The sequence below is a fragment of the Ottowia sp. genome, assembly GCF_047975795.1.
Taxonomy (GTDB): domain Bacteria; phylum Pseudomonadota; class Gammaproteobacteria; order Burkholderiales; family Burkholderiaceae_C; genus Ottowia.
In genome coordinates this window covers 61,226-86,085 of record NZ_JBKEEE010000036.1, presented here as the reverse complement: position 1 = coordinate 86,085, position 24,860 = coordinate 61,226, and the positions used below count along the sequence as shown (strand labels likewise).

Annotated in this window: 18 protein-coding genes; 8 read left to right on the top strand and 10 right to left on the bottom strand. The window is 64.3% G+C overall.

The genetic code is table 11. The features are described 5' to 3' along the window. Window positions 1-104 precede the first annotated feature (104 nt). From prfA to ACK5NW_RS05330, 4 genes are all read left to right on the top strand, one after another. Window positions 105-1,187 carry a peptide chain release factor 1 gene (gene prfA / locus ACK5NW_RS05345; protein WP_416925807.1) on the top strand — a complete coding sequence of 361 codons (1,083 nt, stop codon included), beginning with the start codon at window positions 105-107 and terminating at the stop codon, window positions 1,185-1,187. Between the two features lie 301 nt (window positions 1,188-1,488). Then, on the top strand, window positions 1,489-1,821 hold the full coding sequence (locus ACK5NW_RS05340; protein WP_416925805.1) for a hypothetical protein: 333 nt from the start codon (window positions 1,489-1,491) through the stop codon (window positions 1,819-1,821). A gap of 8 nt (window positions 1,822-1,829) precedes the next feature. Then, window positions 1,830-2,762: a hypothetical protein gene (locus ACK5NW_RS05335; protein WP_416925803.1), complete on the top strand. Its 933-nt coding sequence runs from the start codon at window positions 1,830-1,832 to the stop codon at window positions 2,760-2,762. A gap of 352 nt (window positions 2,763-3,114) precedes the next feature. Further along, window positions 3,115-3,534 carry a BON domain-containing protein gene (locus ACK5NW_RS05330; RefSeq protein WP_416925801.1) on the top strand — a complete coding sequence of 140 codons (420 nt, stop codon included), beginning with the start codon at window positions 3,115-3,117 and terminating at the stop codon, window positions 3,532-3,534. Between the two features lie 291 nt (window positions 3,535-3,825). Here the strand turns inward: ACK5NW_RS05330 and ACK5NW_RS05325 are convergent, their stop codons facing one another. After that, window positions 3,826-5,097 carry a cation:proton antiporter gene (locus ACK5NW_RS05325; protein ID WP_416925799.1) on the bottom strand — a complete coding sequence of 424 codons (1,272 nt, stop codon included), beginning with the start codon at window positions 5,095-5,097 and terminating at the stop codon, window positions 3,826-3,828. 124 nt (window positions 5,098-5,221) lie between these two features. Between ACK5NW_RS05325 and prmC the strand changes: the two genes are divergently transcribed. Continuing rightward, window positions 5,222-6,049 carry a peptide chain release factor N(5)-glutamine methyltransferase gene (gene prmC / locus ACK5NW_RS05320; protein ID WP_416925797.1) on the top strand — a complete coding sequence of 276 codons (828 nt, stop codon included), beginning with the start codon at window positions 5,222-5,224 and terminating at the stop codon, window positions 6,047-6,049. Between the two features lie 17 nt (window positions 6,050-6,066). On the opposite strand, the gene ACK5NW_RS05315 is transcribed toward prmC, so the two are convergent. Then, window positions 6,067-7,266 (bottom strand): PLP-dependent aminotransferase family protein, encoded by a 1,200-nt coding sequence (locus tag ACK5NW_RS05315; RefSeq protein WP_416925795.1) that lies wholly within the window; start codon window positions 7,264-7,266, stop codon window positions 6,067-6,069. A gap of 113 nt (window positions 7,267-7,379) precedes the next feature. On the opposite strand from ACK5NW_RS05315, the gene ACK5NW_RS05310 reads away from it, so the two are divergent. Continuing rightward, window positions 7,380-8,291 carry a dihydrodipicolinate synthase family protein gene (locus ACK5NW_RS05310; protein ID WP_416925793.1) on the top strand — a complete coding sequence of 304 codons (912 nt, stop codon included), beginning with the start codon at window positions 7,380-7,382 and terminating at the stop codon, window positions 8,289-8,291. A 55-nt stretch (window positions 8,292-8,346) separates the two neighbouring features. Here ACK5NW_RS05310 and ACK5NW_RS05305 read toward each other — a convergent pair whose 3' ends face one another. The 5 genes from ACK5NW_RS05305 to ACK5NW_RS05285 form a co-directional block, all read right to left on the bottom strand. Then, on the bottom strand, window positions 8,347-9,216 hold the full coding sequence (locus ACK5NW_RS05305) for an HpcH/HpaI aldolase/citrate lyase family protein (RefSeq protein ID WP_416925791.1): 870 nt from the start codon (window positions 9,214-9,216) through the stop codon (window positions 8,347-8,349). A gap of 8 nt (window positions 9,217-9,224) precedes the next feature. Next, window positions 9,225-10,628, bottom strand: coding sequence for an MmgE/PrpD family protein (locus tag ACK5NW_RS05300; RefSeq protein ID WP_416925789.1), 1,404 nt, complete (start codon window positions 10,626-10,628; stop codon window positions 9,225-9,227). Beyond that, on the bottom strand, window positions 10,625-11,821 hold the full coding sequence (locus ACK5NW_RS05295; RefSeq protein WP_416925787.1) for a CaiB/BaiF CoA transferase family protein: 1,197 nt from the start codon (window positions 11,819-11,821) through the stop codon (window positions 10,625-10,627). Before ACK5NW_RS05295 ends, ACK5NW_RS05300 begins: the two co-directional genes overlap by 4 nt. 128 nt (window positions 11,822-11,949) lie before the next feature. Continuing rightward, window positions 11,950-13,113: an acyl-CoA dehydrogenase family protein gene (locus ACK5NW_RS05290; RefSeq protein WP_416925785.1), complete on the bottom strand. Its 1,164-nt coding sequence runs from the start codon at window positions 13,111-13,113 to the stop codon at window positions 11,950-11,952. A 77-nt stretch (window positions 13,114-13,190) separates the two neighbouring features. After that, a complete protein-coding gene (locus ACK5NW_RS05285) occupies window positions 13,191-14,162 on the bottom strand; it encodes an FAS1-like dehydratase domain-containing protein (protein ID WP_416925783.1) in 972 nt (323 codons plus the stop codon). Window positions 14,163-14,433: 271 nt separating this feature from the next. On the opposite strand from ACK5NW_RS05285, the gene ACK5NW_RS05280 reads away from it, so the two are divergent. Further along, window positions 14,434-15,354 carry a LysR substrate-binding domain-containing protein gene (locus ACK5NW_RS05280; RefSeq protein ID WP_416925781.1) on the top strand — a complete coding sequence of 307 codons (921 nt, stop codon included), beginning with the start codon at window positions 14,434-14,436 and terminating at the stop codon, window positions 15,352-15,354. Between the two features lie 237 nt (window positions 15,355-15,591). Next, window positions 15,592-16,539: an IPTL-CTERM sorting domain-containing protein gene (locus ACK5NW_RS05275; RefSeq protein ID WP_416925779.1), complete on the top strand. Its 948-nt coding sequence runs from the start codon at window positions 15,592-15,594 to the stop codon at window positions 16,537-16,539. Window positions 16,540-16,725: 186 nt separating this feature from the next. Here ACK5NW_RS05275 and ACK5NW_RS05270 read toward each other — a convergent pair whose 3' ends face one another. From ACK5NW_RS05270 to ACK5NW_RS05260, 3 genes are all read right to left on the bottom strand, one after another. Next, entirely contained in the window at window positions 16,726-18,123 is a 1,398-nt protein-coding gene (locus ACK5NW_RS05270) for an efflux transporter outer membrane subunit (protein WP_416925777.1), read from the bottom strand. Window positions 18,124-18,275: 152 nt separating this feature from the next. Beyond that, window positions 18,276-21,518: an efflux RND transporter permease subunit gene (locus tag ACK5NW_RS05265; protein ID WP_416925775.1), complete on the bottom strand. Its 3,243-nt coding sequence runs from the start codon at window positions 21,516-21,518 to the stop codon at window positions 18,276-18,278. Further along, entirely contained in the window at window positions 21,515-24,751 is a 3,237-nt protein-coding gene (locus ACK5NW_RS05260; protein ID WP_416925773.1) for an efflux RND transporter permease subunit, read from the bottom strand. The genes ACK5NW_RS05265 and ACK5NW_RS05260 overlap by 4 nt, the downstream gene beginning before the upstream one ends. Window positions 24,752-24,860 lie beyond the last annotated feature (109 nt).

Sequence of the window (24,860 nt, the reverse complement as noted above, 5' to 3'; positions counted from 1 at the left end):
AAAAATGCCGAAAACCCTGATAGGCAAAAGGTCTGCAAACCACTTGCGCCGCACCTGCCCAGCGCCAGCCTTGGCGCACTGCGGCAAAATCCCCCGCTCAAACCATGAAGCCATTCATCCGCCACCAACTTGCCCGCCATGCCGAGCGCCTGCAAGAGTTGGACTTTCTGCTCTCGCGCCCGGACATCATGGCCGACATGGGCCAGTTTCTGAAACTCTCGCGCGAACACACTGAGGTCAGCGCCGCCGCCAGCCGCTGGGCGCGCTACCAGCAGCGCGAGGCCGATCTGGCCACCGCGCAAGAGCTGCTGGCCGACCCCGACATGGCCGAGATGGCGCAAGAAGAAATCACCGCCGCCCAGGCCGAGCTGGCCGCGCTGGACGCCGAGCTGCAACGCATGCTGCTGCCCAAAGACCCGGACGACACCCGCAATGCGTTCATGGAAATCCGCGCCGGAACGGGGGGCGACGAATCGGCCCTGTTCGCGGGCGATCTGGCGCGCATGTACACGCGCTACGCGCAGGGCCAGGGCTGGCGCGTGGAGGTCATGAGCGAATCGCCCGCCGAGCTGGGTGGCTACAAAGAACTGGTGCTGCGCCTGGAAGGCCAGAACGTCTATGGCGCGCTGCGTTTTGAATCCGGCGGCCACCGCGTGCAGCGCGTGCCCGTCACCGAAACACAGGGGCGCATCCACACCAGCGCAGCCACCGTGGCCGTGATGCCCGAGCCAGACGAGGCCGAGGCCATCACCCTCAACCCGGCTGATTTGCGTATCGACACCTTTCGCGCCAGCGGCGCGGGCGGCCAGCACATCAACAAAACCGATTCCGCCGTGCGCGTGGTGCACCTGCCCACCGGCATCGTGGCCGAATGCCAGGACGGCCGCAGCCAACACGCCAACAAGGCGCAAGCGCTGCGCGTGCTGCAAGCGCGCCTGCAAGACAAAGAGCGCAACGAGCGCGCCGCCAAAGAAGCCGCCACACGCAAGGGCCTGATTGGCTCGGGTGACCGCTCAGACCGCATCCGCACCTACAACTTCCCGCAGGGACGATTGACCGACCACCGCATCAACCTCACCCTGTACAAGCTGACGCAAACTATGGAAGGCGATTTGCAGGACGTGGTCGATGCTCTGCGCGCTGCGCGTGAAGCCGAGCAGCTTCAGGATCTGGAGCTGTCGGCATAAGCCGTCAAAATACTACGCTCGTCAACTGACCGAACGCTACGGCTTGCTTTGGGATCAGGGCATGAACAACCAGAGTCCTCGGTTCTGATACGGGCTTGATCGATGAGCTGTATATGATTGTTGATGATTGTGCAGCGATAGATAGACTGCCGCTGCATCTGACAAGAGTGAAAGCTACTCAGGCGAGGCAAAGATGAAGGCAAACAGACAAAGGCAGCGACCCAACAAAGCATTGGTTGGTGGGGCACTGGCCCTATCGGTGGGAATGGCGGTATTCAGCACGGCTTGTATGGGGGCAGATATGGACCAGAGCGCGGAAAAAGTCACGCTCGTGAAGGCGTGGAACATGAAGATGACCCGCAAGGACGCGGGGCATGTCCTCATTTCTTATCAGCCGTTGATGTCTAGCGCGCTCAATTACCCGGGCGCGAACTTTACGAGCGACGGAGAGACTCTGCGTGTCAGTCTGCCGAACTGCCTTGTCACCCTCAAATGCCGTGTGATGGCGCCCTCTACCGGCAACGAGGCCCCCAGCAAGGGCTTCTGGTATGAGGTGGTGATTCCGTACGCCGGGGAGCGTGTGATGGTCGATGGTGCAGGCCCTGTGGTGGAAGAGCTGCCAATGTCGAACTGAGGTGCGGTATGTCTGATGTGATCTTGGGGATTCACAGCAACGTTCGCCCTGGGCAGATCGATCCTGCGACCGGCAAACCTCGTGAGACAAGTTTCACTGATGGTCATGGCTGGCTGTCGGTGACCCGGGATGGCAAGACCACCAACTACGGGCTCTGGCCGGACGATCACCCGCGAGTTGTTCGCCGAGGGTGGAACAACGGCACAGGAAGTGATGTTCGCCAAGGTCTGGAAGACGACATGCCGTCTGTTGCCAGCCGTTACTACAAACTCACCCCGGAACAGGCCGCTACGCTGGAAGCGAAGCTGAAAGAAAACGTCACCTGGGGCTACGCCGCCAACTGCTCCTCGTGGGCCAGTGAAACGCTGGAGGCGGTGACCGGACAGCGGATCAACGCCGATGAGCCTTACACGGCAGGTGCCGTGGAAACCCCCCGCGTGCTGGGCGAAAGCATCCACCGGCTGGAGCAGCAGGGCCGCACCAGCATCGGAGCACCTGCTACGCCGCCGCCAACCGAAGATCGCTCATCCAGTTCGCTGTCTGGCGCAGGGAGCGCGCAGGATTCACCCACCTTGTCGGAGGCGGTTCTATCTTCGCAAGCACAGGCTCTTTTGCGCGATGCTAAATACCACGTTCATCAACTGGCCGACCGCTACGGCTTGTTTTGGGATCAGGGCATGAACAACACAGCGGCCGCCGTGGCACAACAGGCGAGCGACCACGGGATGACCGGCATTGATCTACTCACGGTAAAAAATGGTCAGATCGGCTTCGCCCAGACCAACGGCCACACGATCAAGGAAGGCTCTGTGGATGCTCGGATAGCGGCAAACACGCCAGAGGCAACATCGCGCGAAGGACTGCCCAAAGATGATGGGCCGATGAGTTTGGCACGCCAAGAGCAAGAGACACACGTGACCGAGCACCATCGAGCACGTTAACTTACTATCACAGGCTGGCCGATCTGACAGTGGCAGTGTGGTGTTGCCGCAGGCGGTGGCCTATGCCACTATTGCAAGTGTCACGCCAGTGCATACAAACAGACGCTAAGACTGCTGCGCGCATACGATTCAGGCCGATACAAGAAACGTAAAGACGTAAGTACAGGTCATGCAGCTTCCGGGACGAAAACTTTTTGGTCGGCGAATTCAAATACGAGGTGCAACACGGTTTAACCAAAGGCACACTACCCAGTGCCAGCGCCTTCCGCTAAAGCCCCTCAGGCAGCCTGACCATGATGCGCCCTCATGGGCTGCACTTGTGATGGCAAGCCCGCAAAAAACAGGAACACTCATGCGCTACCAACGCCTTACACCACCGTCCGCACCCCGCACGCCGGCCATTCGTGGGCTGGTCCTCTGCGCACTGGCCCTGACAACCCTTGCCGCATGCAGCGGCGGCACGCCCTGGGGGGCCACGCCGCAAAACCTGCCACAGGTCAACCTCAACCTGCCCAGCGTGGAAAACATCAGCGCCCGCATCGGGGCCAGCACCAACACCGGCTCACAGCAACTGGCCGAGCGCGTGCGTGGCACGCTGATGGGGCAAAGCGCCCTGGCTGGAGCGCAACTGGGGGTTGAAGGGTTTGAAGGCGGGCTGATCGTGCTCAGCGGCCAACTGGCCCACGCCGACCAGCGCGCGCTGGCACTGTCGGCGACGCGCAGCGTGCCCGGCGTGGGCGACGTGGTCGACCGCATGACGACAGCCCCCTGAGGTCACAACCCTTTCAGGCCACGCCGCATCACTGGCGCTTTTCAACCTAGATCCGGCAGTTGGACGCATCCGATGGTGCTGTGATCGGCGTGCCAGGCAAGACGCGAGGACGCTGCGGGCTTGCTGCCCGCAAGGACGAGCTACGCCGCATGGCGCGGCGAGCGCAGTGCCAGTGGGTACCAATGGGTGCGTAGCGCCTTGACCTCCAAGCTGAGCGTGGGAAAGGACAGAAAGTTGTGTATTCATGCCGCTTTCAAGAAGAACTCAAACGGTCAACTGCTGGATCTAGGCTCAATGGCCTGAGGATTCTTTTGGTGACGGCGACGGCGCTTCAGCCATCGCCATGCGCGTGATCAAAGGCTTGATGCTCAAGCCCTGCACCAGAATCGAAAATACCACCACCACGTAGGTCAGCATCAAAATCACATCCCGCTCCGGCCCCGCAGGCAGCGCCAGTGCCAGCGCCACCGAAATGCCGCCGCGCAGCCCGCCCCAGGTCAGCACTTTCCAGCCTTGTGCAGGCAAACCAAACCAGTTCGGCCACAACGCCGCTGGCCCACCCACAGCCAGCGCGCGCGCCGTCAGCACCAGCGCCAGCACCAACAGCGAAGCGCCCACCAAGCTGCCCTCAAACGGCACCAGCACCACTTCCAGCCCCAGCAGCACGAACAGCACGGCGTTCAATATCTCGTCCAAAAGCTCCCAAAACCCATCCAACTGCTGCCGCGTCTGCTGCGACATGGCCATCTCGCGCCCATGGTTGCCCACGATCAGCCCCGCCACCACCATCGCCAGCGGGCCAGAGATGTGCAGCGCCTGGGCCAGCTCGTAACCGCCCAGCACCAGCGCCAGCGTCAACAGCACTTCGGTCTGGTAGTTGTCGATGCTGCGCAGCAGCACAAACGCCAGCCAGCCCAGCGCCCCGCCCAGCAGCACGCCGCCACCGGCTTCCTGCGCCAGCAGCCCCAGCACTTCGCCGGAGGTGGGCACATGGTCGCTGGTGGCCATGCCCAGCAGCAGCGCGAAATACACCACGCCCACCCCGTCGTTGAACAGCGATTCGCCCGAAATCAGCATGCGCAGCCGCGCCGGTGCGCCGGCCGAGCGCAAAATCGCCAGCACCGCAATCGGGTCGGTGGGCGAAATCAGCGCGCCGAACAGCAGACAGTAAATCAGCGGCAGCTTCAGCCCCACCCAGGGCAGCGCCCACCACAGTGCCAGCCCCACCAGCGCCGTCGACACCGTAGTGCCCACCACCGCCAGCAAACCCACCTGCCAGCCAGCCGCGCGCAACTGGCGCAAATCCACATGCAGCGCACCGGCAAACAGCAGCATCGACAACATGCCGCCCACCAACACGCTGGAAAAATCAATCTGGCGCAACAGCGATTCTTCAAACGCATGCGGCCCCGGCACACCCAGCGCATTCAGCCCGATCAGCCCCAGCGAAAACAGCATCGCCACCGCCATCACGCCAATGGTGGTGGGCAAGCGAATGAAGCGCACGTTCACGTACGCCATCAATGCAGTGATGACCAGACAGATAACAGCGATATGGAACATGGCAGATTCAAAAACGCGGTGCGCAAAAAAGGAGTGACAAGGTGGGTAGCCCGCAAGTTTACCCATAGAATTTGCCATTTTGCGCAATCCACACCAGCGCTATACGCTACTTAATTTGAAGCAAATGACTTATGTACAAGCCCTGCAACAGGCCCAACAGGCGGGCTTGCCACGGATTGAAGCGCAAATGCTGCTGCTGCACGTGCTGGGCCGCCTGCTGCACGAGCGCGCCTGGCTGCTGGCGCACGATGACGCGGCCCTCACGCCCGAGCAGGCTCAAGCGCTGGCCGCTCTGACCGCCCGGCGGCTGAATGGCGAACCCGTGGCCTACCTCACTGGCCGCAAAGCCTTTTACGGGCTGGAACTGGCGGTGGACGCGCGCGTGCTCGACCCCCGTGACGACACTGAAACCCTGGTTGACTGGGCGCTCGATCTGCTGCCAGCCGATGGCCTCGCCCGCGCGCTGGATTTAGGCACCGGCAGCGGTGCCATCGCCCTGGCGCTGGCCGCGCAGCGCCCGCAAGCTGAGGTGTGGGCCGTCGATACCAGCGCCGATGCCCTGACCGTGGCACGCGCCAATGCCCACCGGCTGGGCCTGAACGTGCAATGGCTGCATGGCGACTGGTTCAGCCCCACCGCAGGCCAGCGCTTTGACGTCATCGCCAGCAACCCCCCTTACATTGCCCAGGGCGACCCTCACCTGCCCGCGCTGGTGCACGAGCCGCAGCAAGCCCTGGTCAGCGGCGCAGACGGTTTGGATGACATTCGCCGCATCGTGCAGGGTGCCCCGCCCCACCTCGCCCCCGGCGGCTGGTTGCTGCTGGAACACGGCTGGCATCAAGCCGCTGCCGTGCGCCACCTGCTGGCAGCGGCGGGCTTCACCCAGGTGCAGTCGCGACGCGATTTAAACGATGTTGAGCGCTGCTCTGGCGGCCTGTGGAAAGCCCCGTAAAAGCCCAGCGAAAGCCCCTATCCCAACGCCCGCGCCAGCCGGGCCACGCCTTCGCGGATCTTGTCTTCGCCCACAGTGGCGAACGACAGGCGCAGCGTGCTGGCATCCGGTTGGGCGCAAAAAAACGGCGCGCCGGGCACGAAGGCCACACCCTGCGCCACCGCTGCTTTGGCAAAAGCTGCGCCATCGGCCAACTTGCCGCCCGCACCGGTCAGCCGCGCCCAAATGAACAGGCCGCCCTTGGGCTGCACAAAATTGATAGCCTCGCCCAGTTCGCTGCGCAGAGCATCGCCCATGGCCTGCGCGCGCGCGCCATACACTTGCCGCACGTGCGCCAGTGTGTCAGGCATGCGCCCGGCGGCCAGGTATTGCGCGGCGGTGGCCTGGGCAAAGGTGCTGGTGTGGGCGTCGGAAAACTGCTTGCACATGGTGGCCTTGGCCAGCAATTCGGGCGGTGCCACCATCCAGCCGGTGCGCAGACCGGGCGAGAGCACCTTGCTCAAACTGCCGCAATGCACCAGCCAGTCGCGGCTGCCGGGCACGGTGCGGCTGAGCGCCAGCAGGCTGGGCGGCGGCGCAGCGTCAAAGTACAAGTCGCCATAGGGATCATCTTCCACGATCAAGGTCTGATACTGCACCGCCAGCTCCAGCAGGCGCTGGCGGCGCGCCAGACTCAGCATGGCCCCGCTGGGGTTGCCGAAGGTGGGAATCACGTAGACAAATTTGGGGCGGTGCGTTTTGATCAACTGCTCCAGCTCATCGACCTGCACACCCTCGCTGTCGATCGGCGCGCTCACCAAGTCAGCCCCGTAGAGCCTGAAGCACTGGATGGTGGCCAAAAAAGTCGGCCCTTCCACAATCACCTTGCTGCCCGGATCAACCAGCGTTTTGCCCAGCAAGTCCAGCGCCTGCTGGCTGCCGGTGGTCACGATCAACTGCTCGGGTGCCACCCCCTGCGCACCCTTGGCCTGCATGAAGGCCGCCAATTGCGCGCGCAGCGGCTCATAGCCCTCAGTCGCGCCGTACTGCAAGGCGGCACCGGGATCATCCGCCAGTGCTTTGCTGGCGGCCTCGCGAATGCCTTGCACGTCAAACATGGCGCTGTCGGGAAAGCCCCCCGCAAAGCTGATGATGCCCGGCTTGCCCAGCAGCTTGAACAGCTCGCGGATGGCCGAGGTTTCGACGTTATTCAGGCGCTGGGCGAAAGGAAGGCTCATGGCGGTGCTCTGGTGAAGGTGATGGCTTATTGTCGCCAAATGCGTCTGGGCACCCACACCTCGGCCCCCGCGCGCGGACAATGGCCTCACCCAAAATCACCCAGGAGACCCGCATGACACAGAAACCAACCCCCTCATGGCACGGCGTGATGCCGTATCTGGTGTCGCCTTTGACCGCCCATGGCGAGGTCAACACCGAGGTGCTGGCGCGCCTGGTGGACGATTTGATCGGCGCTGGCGTGCACGGGCTGTCGCCGCTGGGTTCAACCGGTGAGTTCGCTTATCTCAACCCGGCACAGCGGCTGGCCGTGGTGCAAGCCACGGTGGCCGCTGCCAAAGGCCGGGTGCCGGTGATTCCCGGTGTGGCGTCCTGCGCCACTCAGGATGCGGTGGCGCAGGCGCGCACCTATGAGGCGGCGGGGGCCGATGGCATTTTGGCCATCATGGAGGCGTATTTTCCGGTCGGTGATGACGGCGTGGTGGCCTACTTTCAAAGCATTGCCGAAGCGGTGTCGCTGCCGGTGGTGCTGTACACCAACCCCAACTTCCAGCGCTCGGACTTGAGTCTGCCAGCCATCGAGCGGCTCAGCCACGTGCCCAACATCGTGGCCATTAAAGATGCATCGTTCAACACCGGTCGGCTGCTGTCGATCATGGCGCGCGTGCAGGGGCGCATGGACGTGTTCGCCGCCTCGGCGCACATTCCAGCGGCGGTGATGCTGATCGGCGGCAAAGGCTGGATGGCCGGGCCTGCCTGCCTGCTGCCGCGCCAGAGTGTGCAGTTGTACGAACTATGCCGCGCCCAACAGTGGCCCGAAGCGATGGCGTTGCAACGCCAGTTGTGGGGTATCAACCAGGTGTTCGCCCAATACAACCTGGCGGCCTGCGTCAAAGGCGGCCTGCGCATGCAGGGCTATGACGTGGGCAACCCCGTGCCGCCGCAAGCGCCGCTGTCAGAGGCCGGACGCCAGGCTGTGCGCCAGGTGCTGGAGCGGCTGGGCGCATTGCCGAACCAAGGGGGTTGACGTGTGTGATCCGCGCCCGTCACATCATCACCTTGCGGGTGCTGCACATGGGCGTTCAGTGCGCCAGCAACCGGGCACGCCCCAGCATCTGCTCGGCCAGCTTGACCACTGGCGCATCGACCATGCGCCCGTCCAGCGTGAACACGCCGCCTTGCGCGGCGGCAAAGCCTTCAACCACGCGCCGCGCCCAATCAGCCTGTTGGGGCGTGGGTACAAACGCCGCATGCACCGCCGCCACCTGCGCCGGGTGGATGCACAGCTTGCCACCAAAGCCGCCACGCAACGCACGGGCGGCGTGCTGCTGCACCAGCGCCATGTCTTTAGTGTCGGGCGTGACGCTATCCACAGGCGCAGGCAGGCCCGCCGCGCGCGCAGCCAACACGATGTGCAGGCGCACGGGCACCAGCTCTGCCTCGTCCGGGCCGCAGGCCAGCCCGGCATCGGCCTGAAAATCGAGGTGGCCAAACAACAGGCGCAGCACCTGCGGTGCAGCGGCCAGATCGCGCACCGCGTCATACCCGGCGACAGACTCCACCAGCGGCAGCACCGCACCTTGCGCGCCCAGCGCATCAGCCACCACCTGCACGCCCGCACCGCTGTCGGCCTTGGGCAGCACCACGGCACACAAACCCTCAGCGGCCAGTGCAGGCAATGCGGCCAAGTCATCGGCATGCCACGGCGTGCCTGCGGCGTTGATGCGCAGCGCCAAACGCCCGCGCTCGACAGGACTCAGTTGGCCCAGCGCCTCGGCCAGCGTGGCCCGAGCAGCGTCTTTATCGACCGGTGCCACCGCATCTTCCCAATCGACGATCACGCCGCCCGCCCCGCTGGCCAGGGCTTTGGCAAAACGCTCAGGGCGGGTGCCGGGCACGAACAGCAACGAGCAGGCCGCAGCCAGCGGATGGGCACTTGATAGCGCATTCATGAGCGCGCTCATGTAGCACGCTCCGGCAGCAAGCGTGGCGTGTTTGCCCAGGTGGCCGCCTGCCACAGCGTATCGACGGCGCGCTGCATCTCGTCCGCACTGGCACCGCCGCTGTGCGCGGCCAGGCGCAAGGCTTTGGCGGTAATTTCATCGCGGGTCAGCGTGTTGCCGGGATCGCCCTTGGGTTCGTCCACGCGGCCATGCAGGGTGCGACCGTCGGTGGTGCTCACCGTGACCTTGCCGATCCAGCGCTGCGGGTAGGCGCTGTCCACTTCCGCGTCCAACACCATGCGCACGCGGTCGCGCAATTGTTGCGTGGTGCTGCTGAGGTAATCGCGGTCAAACTCGGTCAGTCCCGCGTGGCTGTGCTGGGCCACCAGCGCCAGCACCGTGCCCATGCTGAACTTGCTTTGGTGCACCGTGGTCGGCTTGACAACCGGCCCCAAAACGTCAATGGCCCCCTGGTGTACATGGGTCACCACCTCGGCAATGTCTTCAGGTTTGAGTTGATTGGCCTGCATCACCGCCAGCAACGCATCCGCTGCCGGGTGGGTGTGGCGGCAACTGGCGTGCCATTTGAAAGACGTTTCAGCCGTGGCCCAGCGCGTGCCAAGGCCGTCCGTCAGCCTGCCCGCATCCGCATCGCTGCTCATGCCTGCGGCCATGCCTTGCGGGCCGGTAAAAATGTCGGCTGCGCCGGTAAAACCTTCTTTGGCCAGATATGCCGCCATCAAGCCCGCGCCAGCGGCATGCGCAGTGTGCAACTGCTTGCTGTCTGCGGCAGTGCGCAAAAACTCCCACAAACCCGCCGACTGTGTGCCGGCAGAGCCAAAGGCGTGCTGCATCTGCGGCGCGTTCAGACCCAGCAGATTGCCCACCGCAGCCGCAGCGGCCAGCGTGCCCGCCGTGCCGGTGGTGTGGAACACCTTGTAGTGCGAACGGCCCAGAAATTCGCCCACGCGAATGCCCACCTCGTAACCTGCCACGCAGGCGGCCAGAAAGCGTGGGCCGCTGGCCCCGGTGGCCTGCGCCACGGCCAGCGCGGGCGAGAACACCACCGTGGCCGGATGGAACACCGAGCCGTTGTGCACATCGTCCTGCTCGGCCACGTGCGAGGCAGCGGCGTTGGCCATGGCCGCCATGTACGGGCTGCTGCTGGCGCGCGTGGGCAGCACTTCGCTGGCTCCACTGGCTGCGCCCTGCCCTGAACCTGTGCTGCTTGGCCCCATGGCCTGGGCGAAAGCGGCAATGCGCATCACTGGCCGCGAGCCATGCCCGGCCACGGCAGAACCAAACCAATCGACCAGCAGGTTTTCGGTGAAACGGATGACAGACTCAGGGATTGCCTCAAAGCGCAGTCCGGCGGCAAAAGAGGCGAGTTGTTCGGCAGGTGTATTCGCAGGTGTATTCATATGGCTTTGGCTTTCTTGAGTTGGGCCAGATCATCATCGCTGCGACCCAGCTCACGCAAGATCGCTGCGGTGTGTTCGCCCACCTTGGGCACCGCATCCATGCGGTAGGCGAAGGCGTTGCTGCGCCCCGGCGGCAGCAATGCGGGCACCTCGCCAGCGGGCGAGCCGACCGGCTGCCAGCGTTGGCGTGCCTTGAGTTGTGGATGTGCCCACAGGCCCGCCATGTCGTTCATGCGGGCATTGGCAATTTGTGCTTCGTCCAGACGCGTCTCGACCTGGGCAGTGGTCATGCCCGCGAAGGTCTGCACGATCAGGGCCTTAAGCTTATCGCGGTGGGCAGTGCGTTTGGCGTTGGCGTCAAAGCGCGGGTCGGTGGCCAACGCAGGGTTGAGCAGCACCTTGTCGCAAAAAACCTTCCACTCGCGTTCGTTTTGCAGGCCCAGCATCACGGTGCCACCATCGCCCACGGCAAACGGGCCGTAGGGGTAGATGCTGGCGTGGCTGGCACCGGTGCGCGGCGGCGGTGCCGCACCTTCAAAGACGTAGTACATGGGGTAGCCCATCCACTCGCCCAGCGATTCGAGCATGGACACGTCGATGTGGCTGCCCTCGCCCGTTTGGTGGCGCAGCAGCAGCGCCGACTGGATGCTGGTGAAGGCGTACATGCCCGCTGCAATGTCCGCAATCGAGCAGCCCGCCTTGGCAGGCACCTCGGGCGTGCCGGTGATCGACAAAAATCCCGCTTCGCTCTGGATCAGCAAGTCGTACGCCTTCTTGTCGCGGTAAGGGCCATCGTCGCCATAGCCCGAGATGTCGCACACGATCAGCCTGGGATGCCTGGCGTGCAGCGCCTCCCATGCCAGGCCCATGCGCGCAGCGGCACCCGGTGCCAGGTTTTGCAGCAGCACGTCGGCGCTGGCCAGCAAGTCCATCAGCGCGGCCAGCGCGTCGGGGTTTTTCAAATCGAGCGTCAGGCTTTCCTTGCTGCGGTTGCACCAGACGAAGTGCGACGCTTCGCCGCGCACGCGTTCGTCGTAGGCGCGGGCAAAGTCGCCCACGCCGGGGCGCTCCACCTTGATCACGCGCGCGCCCAGATCGGCCAACTGGCGGCTGGCAAAGGGTGCGGCGATAGCGTGTTCCAGCGAAACGACGGTAATACCGTCGAGCGGACGAGGCTGTTTGGAATGGGTCATGTGCTTTCAATCCAGAGGCTGCGGAGCAAGCCAGACGGGTGAACGCCGTGGCCGGGGTTCCCCCGGCCAGTGGCGTTGTCCCCTCGCGCAGCAAGAGGGGGAAGGTGCCGCAGGCGACTCAGGGGGTGTCAGTAAGACTTAGGAAGGCCCAGAATGTGCTCGGCCACGTAGCTGAAGATCAGGTTGGTGGAAATCGGGGCCACCTGGTACAGGCGGGTTTCGCGGAATTTGCGCTCCACGTCGTATTCGCAGGCAAAGCCAAAGCCGCCGTGTGTTTGCAGACAGATGTTGGCCGCCTCCCAACTGGCCTTGGCCGCCAGGTACTTGGCCATGTTGGCCTGAGCACCCGCGTTCTGGTGCGCATCGATCTTGGCGCAGGCTTGCCAGCGCATCAGGTTGGCCGCTTCCAGCTCGATGTGCGCCTCGGCAATCGGGAACTGCACGCCCTGGTTTTGACCAATGGGGCGGCCAAACACCACGCGCTCCTTGGCGTATTGGGTGGCGCGGTCGATGAACCAGTAACCGTCACCAATGCACTCGGCGGCGATCAGCGTGCGCTCGGCGTTCAGGCCGTCCAGCAGGGTCTTGAAGCCCTTGCCTTCAGGGCCGAGCAGGTTTTCTTCCGGGATTTCCAGGTTGTCGAAGAACAGCTCGTTGGTCTCGTGGTTGACCATGTTCAAAATCGGCTGCACCGTCAGGCCGTTGCCCACCGCCTGCTTCAGATCGATGAGAAAGCAGCTCAGTCCCTCGGAGCGCTTTTGCACCTGATCGAGCGGCGTCGTGCGGGCCAGCAAAATCATCATGTCGCTGTGCTGGATGCGGCTGATCCACACCTTCTGGCCGTTGATGACCCAGCGCCCGCCCTTGCGCACGGCGGTGGTTTTGAGTTTGGTGGTGTCGCTGCCAGTGGTCGGCTCGGTCACGCCCATGGACTGGATGCGCAGCTCGCCGGTGGCTATTTTGGGCAGGTATTGCTGCTTTTGCGCCTCGCTGCCGCCGCGCACAATGGCGTTCATCACATACATCTGGCCATGGCAGGCACCCGAGTTACCGCCCGCGCGGTTGATCTCTTCCATGATCACCGAGGCTTCGGCCATGCTCAGGCCCGAGCCGCCGTATTCCTGCGGAATCAGTGCGGCCATCCAGCCGGCCTGGGTCAACGCCTGCACAAACTCTTCAGGGTAGCCGCGCTTCTCGTCGATCTTGCGGTGGTACTCGTCGGGGAACTGCGCGCACAAGGCGCGCACGGCGTCGCGGATTTCGGGGTAGCTGTGATCGGTGGTGGTGCTCATGATGATGAATTTACTATTTAATTAGTAGCTGATAACGCATATGTGTGCTGCGATAAAGCCTGATTTGTTTTATAAAATCAGGCCAGCTCGGCGCTGCCCTGCATGGTCAGAAAACCCTCGTGATCGTGCGCCCACAGGTGCACTTGCTGGCCGTCGGCCGACGGCTTGCCGTTGACGAAAAACGGGTTCAGGTCGAACGTGGGCCGCACGGCACGGAACTCAAAACGGCGCAGCACCGCACCGGCTGCCGCATGCCGCCGCACCAGATCGGTCAGCAGCGTGGCAATCAGCGGGCCATGCACGATCAGGCCCGGATAGCCCTCCACCTGCGTCACGTATTGGCGGTCGTAATGAATGCGGTGACCGTTGAAGGTGAGCGCGCTGTAGCGAAACAGCAGCACGTCGTCCGGCACGATCTGGCGTCGCCACGGGGCGCTGGTTTGGGCAGCCTTCGGCGGCGGCGCTTTTTCACCCGCGAACACCGACGGGCCGCCCCTAGGTGTGAGGGCCCCCTCGGGGGGCAGCGACGGCGCGGCAGCGCCTAGCGTGGGGGCAGAATGCGCCGCCGCGCGGTAGACGATGTCGTGCTCCTCGCTCAACGACAGGCCCTGGGCGTTGTGCACTTCGTGCCTGACCAGCACGAACACCATCTCGCCCGATCGCCCCTGCTTGTGCGTGACCGACTCGATGCGCGAGACGCGCCGGGCTTCGTCGCCCACGCGCAGCGGGTTGCCCGGCTCCCAGACCAGTCGCCCGCCGGCCCACATGCGGCGCGGCAGCGGCACCGGAGGCAGAAAGCCCCCGCGTTTGGGGTGCCCATCAGGCCCAATCTGGCTTTGCGGGGCATGTGGCAGAAAGTACAGCCAATGGCCCAGCGGCGGCAGCGGCGTGCCGCGTTCTGGCGGCGGATCGTCGCGGTCCAGCGTGGCTGAAAAACCGCGCAGCGGCGCGGCGGCCAGCGTGTCTTGCAGTGTCTCGCTGCGGCCTACCCAACTGCGCAAATGGGTGATGGCCGCTTCATCCAGGGGGGCGCTTTGAGGTGTCTCCATGCCCCAATGGTCACCGACCCATCACTCTGACACAATCGGAAATATCGAAACTTAGCTTTCGGTTTTAACGAAATCTTGCCACTTAGAGCGTGTTCAACGTCTCAGCGTGAGGGGTGTGGGATGCGGATCGGGATGGGCTGCAAGGCGCAAACCGCAGCGATACCTGGCGGTATCGCGAGGATTTGCAACGCAGCAGACCGCCCGAGGCCGCGCACACACCCGCGCAGAGACTTTGAACACGCTCTTACTGACACACCACCCATTGGATGCCATGCAATTCGATCTGACCGATTTGCGCCTGTTCGTGCGCTGCGCCGACGAAGGCGCACTCACCCGCGCCGCCGCCCGCCAGCACCTGTCGCTGGCCGCCGCCAGCGCGCGGCTGAAGAATCTGGAAGCGCAGGCCGGTCTGCCGCTCATGTTTCGCCAACCGCGTGGCATGGCACTGACCCCCGCAGGCGAAGCCTTTTTGCGCCACGCGCGTGGCGTGCTGCGCCAAACCGAGCAACTACGCGCTGACCTGCTGGACTACGGCGGCGGCCTGCGCGGCCAGTTGCGGGTGCAGGCCAACACCACGGCGGTGATGGAATTTTTGCCCGCCCTGCTGCCCGCCTATCTGGCCCGACACCCGCACATCAACATCGATCTGCGCGAGCGGCCCAACGCCGAAATTGCCCGTGGCGTGCGCGACGGCAGCGCCGATTTAGGCATCGTCTCGGGCCAGGTCGATACCTCTGGCCTCACGGCGGTGCACCTGTCCACCGACCAGCTGGTGCTGGTGGTGCCGCGCGGACACCCATTGGCCTGCAAAAAAACCGTGGCCTTTGCCGACACGCTGGACGAAGACCACATCGGCATGCACGAAGGCAGCACCTTGCACGCCCACTTGCGGCTGGTGGCCGACCAACTGGGCCGCACCCTGCGCCACCGCATTCAACTGGCCAGCTTTGACGCCGTGTGCCGCCTGGTCAGCGCCGGTGTGGGCGTGGCCGTGGTGCCCGAAAGCGCCGCCGCACGCAACCTCACGCCCATGCGGCTGGCCAAAGTGGCCCTCAGCGACGACTGGCGCTGGCGCGACCGCGCGGTGCTCAGCCGCGAGCACGAAACCCTGCCCGACTACGCCAGCGATCTGGTCGACGCGTTGCGGCGTCACTTTGCGCCGCCCACATCAGGCGATGCACCACCCCCTTAATGAGGGTTGGCAAAGATATTTAAATAATTAATATATTAGAACCACTTAATATTTTATTTTAGTAGGCGGTAGCTTCTGGGAAAGATGCTGTACAAGCACGCAGCCACTCGGGTTGCACTTATTCAATTTTTTAGCGAAATTCCTTGTAACAAGCGGGTTCAGCCTCAGCAGCTATTGCAAAAGCTGCTTGCTTGCACCGGTTTATCAAAGCAGTATCCGCCATTGTTCTGATATTTTATGTCTATTACTTTTTACGTATACCCTCGTTCGATAGCTGCCGCACTGGTGGCACTGGCATGCAGCAGCACCGTCTGGGCAGGCAGCGTCACTTTCAACTTCACCGGCATGGACGACAGTTGGACGGTGCCTGCAGGCGTGACCAGCATTGACGTGGAAGCTGAGGGTGGCGGGGGCGGTGGCAGTGCTGGCAACGGCACCAACAGCGGCAGGGGCGGCAGTGGTAGCAGCATTCAGATCAATGGCGTCAGCGTCAGCTCGGGCACTACCCTGTACTACTTTGTCGGTGGTGGTGGAGCCGGTGGCGCGGGCACCGACGGCGGCGGCGGCGGCGGTGCCACCCAACTGGGGAGCGATCCCAACGATCCCTGGCTGATTGCAGGCGGTGGCGGTGGTGGTGGCAACGGCAACACGGGCGGCAACGGCGGCAACGGCGGTAACGCCTGCCCTGCCGGGGGCACCGGAGGTGGCGGTGGAGGTGGCAGCGGAGGTGGCGGCGGGGGCGGTGGCAGCAATGGCACAGGCGGCTCCATCGACGGCGGCAACGGCGCTGGTGGTAGCGGTGGCAATGGCGGCGGCAGCCTCGGTGGCAGCGGTTACTCCGGCGGCACTGGCTGGGGCGGTAATGGTGGCAGCGACCCCGGCGGTGGCGGTGGCGGTGGTGGCTACGGTGGTGGTGGCGCGGCTATTTTTGGCGGCGGCGGTGCAGGTGGCAGCCGGTGGCCCGGTATGACAGTCGCCTCAGCCAACAGCCCGGCCTGTGCACCCGCCAACAACGGTGGTGCCTATGACAGCGCTGGCAGCAATGGCTGGCTGACCATCACCTGGGTCGACCCCGTTGCAAGCACGCCAGTGGCCGTATCTACCGTTGGTGCGCTGGCCCTGGCGCTGTTGGCGCTGGCCACAGCAGCCTTGGGCATGCGCCGTCTGGGCAGCCACCGCAGTTAGAGCGTGTTCGCTGTCTCAGCGTGAGGGGTGTGGGATGCGGTTCGAAATGGGCTGCAAGGCGCAAACCGCAGCGATACCTGGCGGTATCGCGAGGATTTGCAACGCAGCAGACCGCCCGAGGCCGCGTCCACACACCCGCGCAGAGACTTTGAACAGGTTCTTAGGCCCTGGTCTGGCCACTGCAGATCACTCCTGAAGTGCGCTCGTGCCAGAAATGCCCCACGGCACCTGCCAGCCCCCGCCCAGTGCCTGTACCAGCGTCACCGCCGATTGCTGGCGTTGCAGTTGCAATTGCATGACCGAGCGGCGGGCATTCAGGGCACTGGCTTGCGCGATGACGACTTCGGTATAGGCCGACAGGCCCGCCTGGTAGCTGTTGAGGATGCGCTGCTCGGCCCCGCTGGAGGCTTTGGCCGCAGCGCGCACACGCTCAGTTTGCGCGGCCAGGGTGCGCAAGGCGGTGAGCTGGTCTTCCACCTCGCGCATGGCGTCCAGCGCGGTCTGGCGGTAGGCGGCCGTGGCCCCCTGGTGCGCGGCGATGGCCTGATCCACAGCGGCTGTGCGCGCGCCGCCGTCAAACACCAGTTGCGTCAGCGACAGGCCCAGCGACCACATCAGGCTGGGCACCGACATGGCGTTGAGCAAGTCGGTGCCGCTGGCGCTCAGGCCCCCGCTGAGCGTCAGGTCAGGAAAGTACGCTGCACGCGCCACGCCAATGCGCGCGTTGGCGGCGGCCACGTCGCGCTCGGCCGCGGCCACATCGGGGCGGCGCAGCAGCAGCGCACTGGGCACGCCCACGGGCACGTCGGGCACGGCTTGCGTCCAGGTTTGCGGCGGCAGCGCAAAGTCGGCCGGGGCGCGGCCCAGCAGCAAGGCGATGGCGTGTTCGGATTGCTGGCGGCTGCGTTGCAGCGCAATCAGGTTGGCACGGGCGTTTTCCAGCGTGCTTTGCGCTTGCAGCGCGTCGGTGCGGGCGACCACACCTTCTTCGTAGCGGTTTTGGGTGATGCGGGCGTTGCGCTCGTAGCCGGCAATGATGCTTTGCAGCAGCGCCATTTCGGCGTCGGCTTCGCGCACGGCAAAGTAAGTTTGCGCCAGACTGCCCTGGGCCGACAGGCGGGCTGCGGCCAGGTCGGCTTCGCTGGCCTGCACGCTGGCCCCCTGGGCACGGGCGGCATCGCCCAGCTTGCCCCACAAATCGGGCGTCCAGCTGGCAGAAAGACCCACCGAGCCGCCGTGCGTGGTGGCCATGTCGCCGCCGCCGGCGCGGCTGGAGCTGCCGCTGGCGCTGACAGTAGGCCATAGTTGTGCGCGCTGCTGGCGCAGCAGCGCCTGGGCTTGTGCCACATTGGCCACGGCCTGGGCCAGGTTCTGGTTGCCCACGTCCACCTGCGGCATCAGCGCATCAAGTTGCGCATCGCCAAACAGCCTCCACCACTGTCCAGAGTGCCAATCCATGGCTTGCTCGGCGTTGATCCAGCCGGGCTGGGGGGCAGCTTCTTTCCAGGCCGCAGGCACCGATACGGCTGGGGTTTGCTCTTGGGGCGCAAAGCTACAAGCGCTCAAGATCAGCGTCGCTGCCAAAGCAAAAGGCCATGATGAAAAACGGTTGCAACGCTTTTCTGTCAAGCGTGAGAAGCTATTGTTTTGTGAGTTTTTCATAGATGTCATCATGGTACCGGCCCTCGCCCCTCTGGTCAGGAAAAGCTTGAGGTGATGGCTTGGGGTAATTGGCCTCATGACGCGCCCACCGCCACGCCCCGCGACAGGTGCGCCTGGCTGACGCGGCGGCGGCTCAATTTGTCGAGCAGCACATACACCACGGGCGTGGTCAGCAGCGTGAGCAACTGGCAGGCCAGCAGCCCGCCGATGATGGTCACGCCCAGCGGACGGCGCAGCTCAGTGCCTTCGCCAAAGCCAATGGCCAGCGGCAGCGCGCCCAGCATGGCGGCCAGCGTGGTCATCAGGATGGGGCGCAGGCGCAGCAGGCAGGCTTCGCGCACGGCTTGCGCAGCGGCAAGGCCCCGGGCGCGTTGCGCATCCAGCGCAAAGTCGATAATGAGGATGGCGTTTTTCTTGACCAGGCCAATTAACAAAAAGATGCCGATCAGCGCCATGATGGAAAACTCCATCTTCAGCGCCAGCAGGGCCAGAAAAGCACCAAAGCCCGCGCTGGGCAAAGTGGTGAGCACGGTGATGGGGTGAATCAGGCTTTCGTACAGCATGCCCAGCACCAGATAAATGACGCCGATAGCCGCCACGATCAGCCAAAGCTGTTGCCCTTCTTGTTTTTGCGCATCGGCCGCATCGCCGCTGAACGCGCCGCGCACCTTGTTGGGCAGGCCGATGGTGTCCACCGCTTCCAGCACCGCCGCGCGCCCTTGCGCCAGCGACACGCCTTCGGGCAGATTGAACGACAGCGTGGTCGACAGCTCGCCCCCATCGTGGCGCACCGAATACGGTGCCAGCCGCTCGGTCAGGCTGGCAAAAGCCGACAGGGGCACCATGGTGCGCCGCTCGGTCGACACTGGCGAGCCGGTGGAGGCGTTGCGCAAGCCGGGGTTGGCCGAGGTGTCGTCATCGTCGTCGTCAAACAAGGTGCTGGACGCCGTGCGCCTGGACGGCACGCGCACGTCTTTCAGCGCCACGGGCGACTGGGCGAACTCCTGCGCCCATTCCATCACCACGGCATACTGGTTCAGATCGGAATACATGGTGGCCACCTGCCGCTGGCCAAAGGCGTTGTACAGGGCTGAATTGAGCGTGCGCGCGGTCACGCCCAGCTCAGTCGCCTTGTCGCGGTCGACCTGAAGGTAAGACTCCATGGTTTCCGAGCCACGGTCATCGTCCACGTCCACCAAGCGATCATCGGCCCGCAGGGCACCGGCCAGTCGCTCGCTCCAGATCTTCAAGTCATCTTCGCTGTCGGCCTTGAGGGTGAACTGGTAGTTGGAATTGGTGCTGCGCGCCCCGCCCCCGCTGGGAAACTCCTGATCCGGGCTGAGAAATATCCGCAGGCCCGTGATGGTGCCCAACTTGGGCCGCAGACGATCGACCACCTGCTGGGTGGTGGCATCGCGCTCGCCCCTGGGTTTGAGCGTGCCTTGTAAAAATCCGCCGCTGCCGCGCCCCGAATAACCCACCACCGTGGCCACCGCCGGATCGCTGCGGATGATGTCCACCGCCTGTTGCAGCTTGTCGGCCATTTGCGTGGACGAGGTGCCACGGTCAGCACTCAGGCCACCGCGCAACTGCCCGCTGTCCTGGCGCGGAAAAAAGCCCTTGGGAATCGACACGAACAGATAACCGTTGAGCACCACCACCACCGCCAGCACGGCCACCACCAGCCAGGGCGCAGCCAGCGCAGCGTCCAACGCGCGCAGGTAGCCGCGCTCCAGCCCCCGCTGTCCACCAGCCAGCGCATTGGCGATCCGCTGGCGCAGCCAGCCTGCGGCCGACTGACGCACGGGCGTGGCTTTTTCAGTGTGGGCACGCGGCAACAAAAACGCGCACATCATGGGCGTGGTGGTCAGCGACACCAGCAGCGAAATCATCACCGCCGCCGACAGCGTGAGGGCAAATTCGCGGAAAAACGCACCAATCACGTCGCCTTGCACCAGCAGCGGCAAAAACACCGCCACCAGCGATACGCTCATGGTCAGCACCGTAAAGCCCACTTCGCGCGCGCCGCGCAACGCCGCCTGCTGGCGTGGCATACCGCCCTCGATGCGGCGGGCAATGTTTTCCATCACCACAATCGCATCGTCCACCACAAAGCCGGTGGCCACCGTCAGCGCGGTCAACGACAGGTTGTTCAGGCTGTAGCCCAAAAAGTACATCACCCCAAACGTGCCCAGCAGCGACACCACCGTGGCCACGGCCGGGATCAGCGCCGCGCGCAAACTGCGCAAAAACAGCCCCACCACCACGATCACCAGCAGCACGGCCACCACCAGCGCCACCTCGACCTCAAACACCGAAGCGCGCACCGAGCCGGTCTGGTCGATCGCTTTTTCCAGCCGGATGTCGCTGGGCAGTTGCGCGCGCAACTGCGGCAGCAGCGCGTCAATGGCATCGGCCGTCTGGATCAGGTTGGCCCCCGGCTCTTGCGCAATGCGCACCACCACCGCCTGGTCACCATTGAACATACCGCGCGCGCGCGTGTCTTGCACGCTGTCGGTCACGGTGGCCACATCTTTCAGGCGCACCTCGCTGCCGCTGCGCATGGCCACCACCACGTCGCGGTAGTCGGCTGCGCGCAAACCGGGCGCTGGCGTCAGCACTTGCAAGGCACGGCCTGCATCGACCCCGCCCAGCTCGATCACGCCTTTGGGGCGGCTGGCGTTGTTGGCCTGGATGGCCGCGCGCACATCTTCGCCGCTGATGCCAAGCGCATCCAGCGCCAGCGGGTTGATGGCCACGCGCACGGCAGGCAAAGACGAGCCGCCAATGGTCACATCGCCCACACCCGGTATCTGCATCAACTGCTGGGTCAGCACGTTGTTGACCAGGTCGTACACCTCGCCCAACGGCCGGGTGGTGGAGCTGAGCGCCAAAATCATGAACGGCCTGCCCGCCGGGTTGAACTTGCGCAGCGTGGGGTTGCTGCGTAAATCGGCGGGCAGATCGATGCGCGCGGCATTGACGGCCGCCTGCACCTCGCGCGCGGCGCTGTCCACATCGCGCCGCATGTCGAAGCGCAGGATGACTTCGGTCGATCCACTGCGGCTTTGCGAGGTCATCTCGGCCACGCCGCTGACCGTACCCAACACGCGCTCCAGCGGCGCAGCCACGCTGCGCGCCATGTCCGCCGGGCTGGCACCGGGCATGTCGGCCCGTACGCTGATGACCGGAAAGTTGACCTCCGGCAGGCGCGAGACAGGCAACATCAAAAACGCCACCACGCCCGCCAGCGCCAGCCCGATGGTCAGCAGCACCGTGGCGATGGGGCGCTGGATGAAGGGGCGGGAGAAATTCATGGCTTGCCCGCCACCTGGGCACGAGGGGGCGGGCAGGCAGATTCAACCCCAGCTTGCAGGTGGCGTTGCTGGCCAAAGCGCTGCCCCAGCCGGTCAAACCACAGATAAATGACCGGGGTGGTGAACAGCGTCAGCAACTGGCTGAGCACCAGGCCACCAAAAATGGCCAGCCCCAGCGGACGGCGCAATTCAGCGCCGTCGCCCCAACTCAGCATCAGCGGCACGGCCGCAGCCAGTGCAGCGAGTGTGGTCATCAAGATGGGGCGAAAACGCTGCAACGCCGCCTGGTGAATGGCCTGCGCGGGCGAGTGGCCCTGGGTGCGTTCGGCATCCAGCGCAAAGTCGATCATCATGATGGCGTTTTTCTTGACGCTGCCGATCAGCAGCACCAGGCCGATGATGCCCACGATGTCCAGCGCGTGCCCGGTCAACCACAGCATGAGCAGCGCACCCACGCCCGCCGAGGGCAGCGTGGACAGGATCGTCAGCGGGTGCACGTAGCTTTCGTACAGCACGCCCAGCACGATGTAGACGCAGACGATGGCCGCCAGCAGCAGCCACAACTGGTTGGACAGCGAACTCTGGTACGCCGCCGCCGAGCCGGTCATGCGCAGGGTGAGCGCGGCGGGAAAACCTTCGGCCTCGGCGGCGGTGCGAATGGCCGCAACCGCTGCCCCCAGTGACACCCCCGTTGCGGTGTCAAAACCCACGGTGGCTGACGGGTACTGCGCCACGCGCGTGACTTGCAAGGGCATGGGTTGCTGCGCTACGGTGGCAAAACTGGACAGCGGCGTGGTACCGCCGCCGCTGGTGACCACTTGCAGATCGCGCAGCGTGCGCAGGCTGGTGGCTTGATCGCGCGCGGCTTCCAGGATGACGCGGTATTGGTTGGTCTCGGTGAAGATGGTGGAGATGATGCGCTGGCCGAAAGCGTTGTACAGCGTGTCGTCCAGGCTGCTGGCGGTGACACCCAGACGCGCGGCGGTATCGCGATCCACCTGCACCATGGCGGCGGGGCCGGTCATGCCCGCATCGGTCATCACCTGGCCCAGCTCAGGCAGTTGCGACAGGCGCTGCGTCAGGCGCACGGCCCATTCATCCACCAGCTCGGTGCTCACGCCTTCGATGTCGAAGCGGTAAGCGGTGGCACCGACGGCGCTGTCCACCGTCAAGTCCTGCGTAGGCTGCACGTACAGCGTAGCACCGGGCACTTGCTGCGCCACCTGCTGGCGCAAGCGCTGCATGATGGCCGATTCAGACTCGCCAAACACGCCGCGCGCGCGCAGGTTGATCATCAAGCGTCCGGCATTCAGCGTGGTGTTGTTGGCGGCATCGACCCCCACCACGGCGTTGACCGACTGCACCGCCGGATCAGCCAGCGCCAGCCGGGCCACACGCTGCTGCATGGCAGCCATGCGATCAAAAGACACGTCAGGCGCGGTCATCACCGTAGCGCGCAACTGGCCGGTGCTTTGGGTGGGAAATAGCCCCTTGGGAATAGCCCAGTACAGCAGCACCGTCAGCACCAGCGTGGCCAGCGCCACCAGCAGCGTCAACGTTTGATGGCGCAGCACGGCCTGCAAGGCGCTGTCGTACCAGTGCACCACGCGGTCCAGCACGCGCTGCACTGCCTGGCCCATGCGGCCACCGGCATGATCGAGCGGCTCCAGCCAGCGCGCCGACATCATGGGCACCAGAGTTAATGACACCAGTGCCGAAATCAGGATGGTGATGGCCAGCGTGACGGCAAATTCGCGAAACAGCCGCCCGATCACCTCTTGCATGAACAACAGCGGAATCAGAACCGCCACCAGCGACACAGTGAGCGAGATGATGGTGAAGCCAATCTGCCCTGCGCCATCCAAAGCGGCCTGAAACGGCGTCTTGCCCATTTCTCTATGTCTGGAAATATTCTCGATCATGACAATCGCGTCGTCCACCACGAAGCCGGTGGCGATGGTCAACGCCATCAGGCTCAGGTTGTTGAACGAAAAGCCCAGCAGGTACATCAGCCCCACCGCACCCAGCAGCGAAATCGGCACCGCGATGCTGGCGATGATGGTGGCGCGTACGCTGTGCAAAAAGAAAAAGATCACCAGCACCACCATCACCACGGCCAGCAGCAGCTCGATCTGCACATGCTCGACCGAGGCGCGGATACCCAGCGTGCGGTCACTCAGCACATCCACCGACACACTGCCCGGCAAGCTGGCAATCAGCGCAGGCAACTGGCGCTTGATGGCGTCCACCGTGGCCATGGCGTTGGCCCCCGGCTGGCGCTGCACATTGACGATGATGGCCGGGTGCAAAAGCTGATCGGTTGGCGTGGTTTGCTGGGCCGGAGATGGAAGCGTTTTTTGTTCCTGATGCGCATTTACATTGAATGAATCGCTCTCATTTTTGGTAGCCGACCAGGCCCCAAGCCGGGTGTTTTCAGACCCATCGACCACGCTTGCCACATCTTTCAGGCGCACTGGCGCACCGTTGCTGTAGGCGACGATCAGCTCACGGTAGTCCTCGGCACTCAGCAACTGGTCGTTGGCGTTGATGGTGTACTGGCGCAGCGGGCCATCAAAGCTGCCCTTGGCACCGCTGGCATTACCGTCGCTGATGGCGCTGCTCAGATCATCCAGCCCCAAGCCCAACGCGGCCAGCGCCTCCACGTTGCCCTGCACCCGCACGGCGGGGCGCTGCCCGCCCGCCAGCGTCACCAGACCCACACCGCTGATCTGGCTGATCTTCAGCGCCAGCCGCATGTTGACCATGTTTTGCACCTCGGTCAGCGGCAGACTACTTGAGCGCACGGCCAGCGTGAGCACTGGCGCATCGGCCGGGTTGACCTTGGCATACACCGGTGGCGCGGGTAAATCGGCGGGCAGCAGCGAATCGGCGGCGTTCATGGCCGCTTGCACCTGCTGCTCAGCCGTGTCCATGGATTCGGTCAGCACAAACTGCAAGGTGATGCTGGACACCCCCGCTGCACTGGTGCTGGACATGCGCGCCAGGCCCGACATCTGACCAAACTGCCGCTCCAGCGGCGCGGTGACGGTACGGCTCATCACGTCCGGGCTGGCACCGGGGTACAGCGTCTGTACCTGAATGGTCGGGTAATCCACTTGCGGCAGCGCAGCCACTGGCAACAGCCGCAAGCCCAACAACCCCGCCAGCACGATCGCCAACATGAACAACGCCGTGGCCACGGGGCGCTGGATGAAAAGGCGGGAGATGTTCATGGGGTGGTTGAAGGCGGGCCAATCAGTCAAAGGCAGATACAGCAGATTCTCTGCTGCGCAAGTAAATTAGCGTAAACCGTCCGTGCCCATGCTGGCCCTCAAGAAAAAA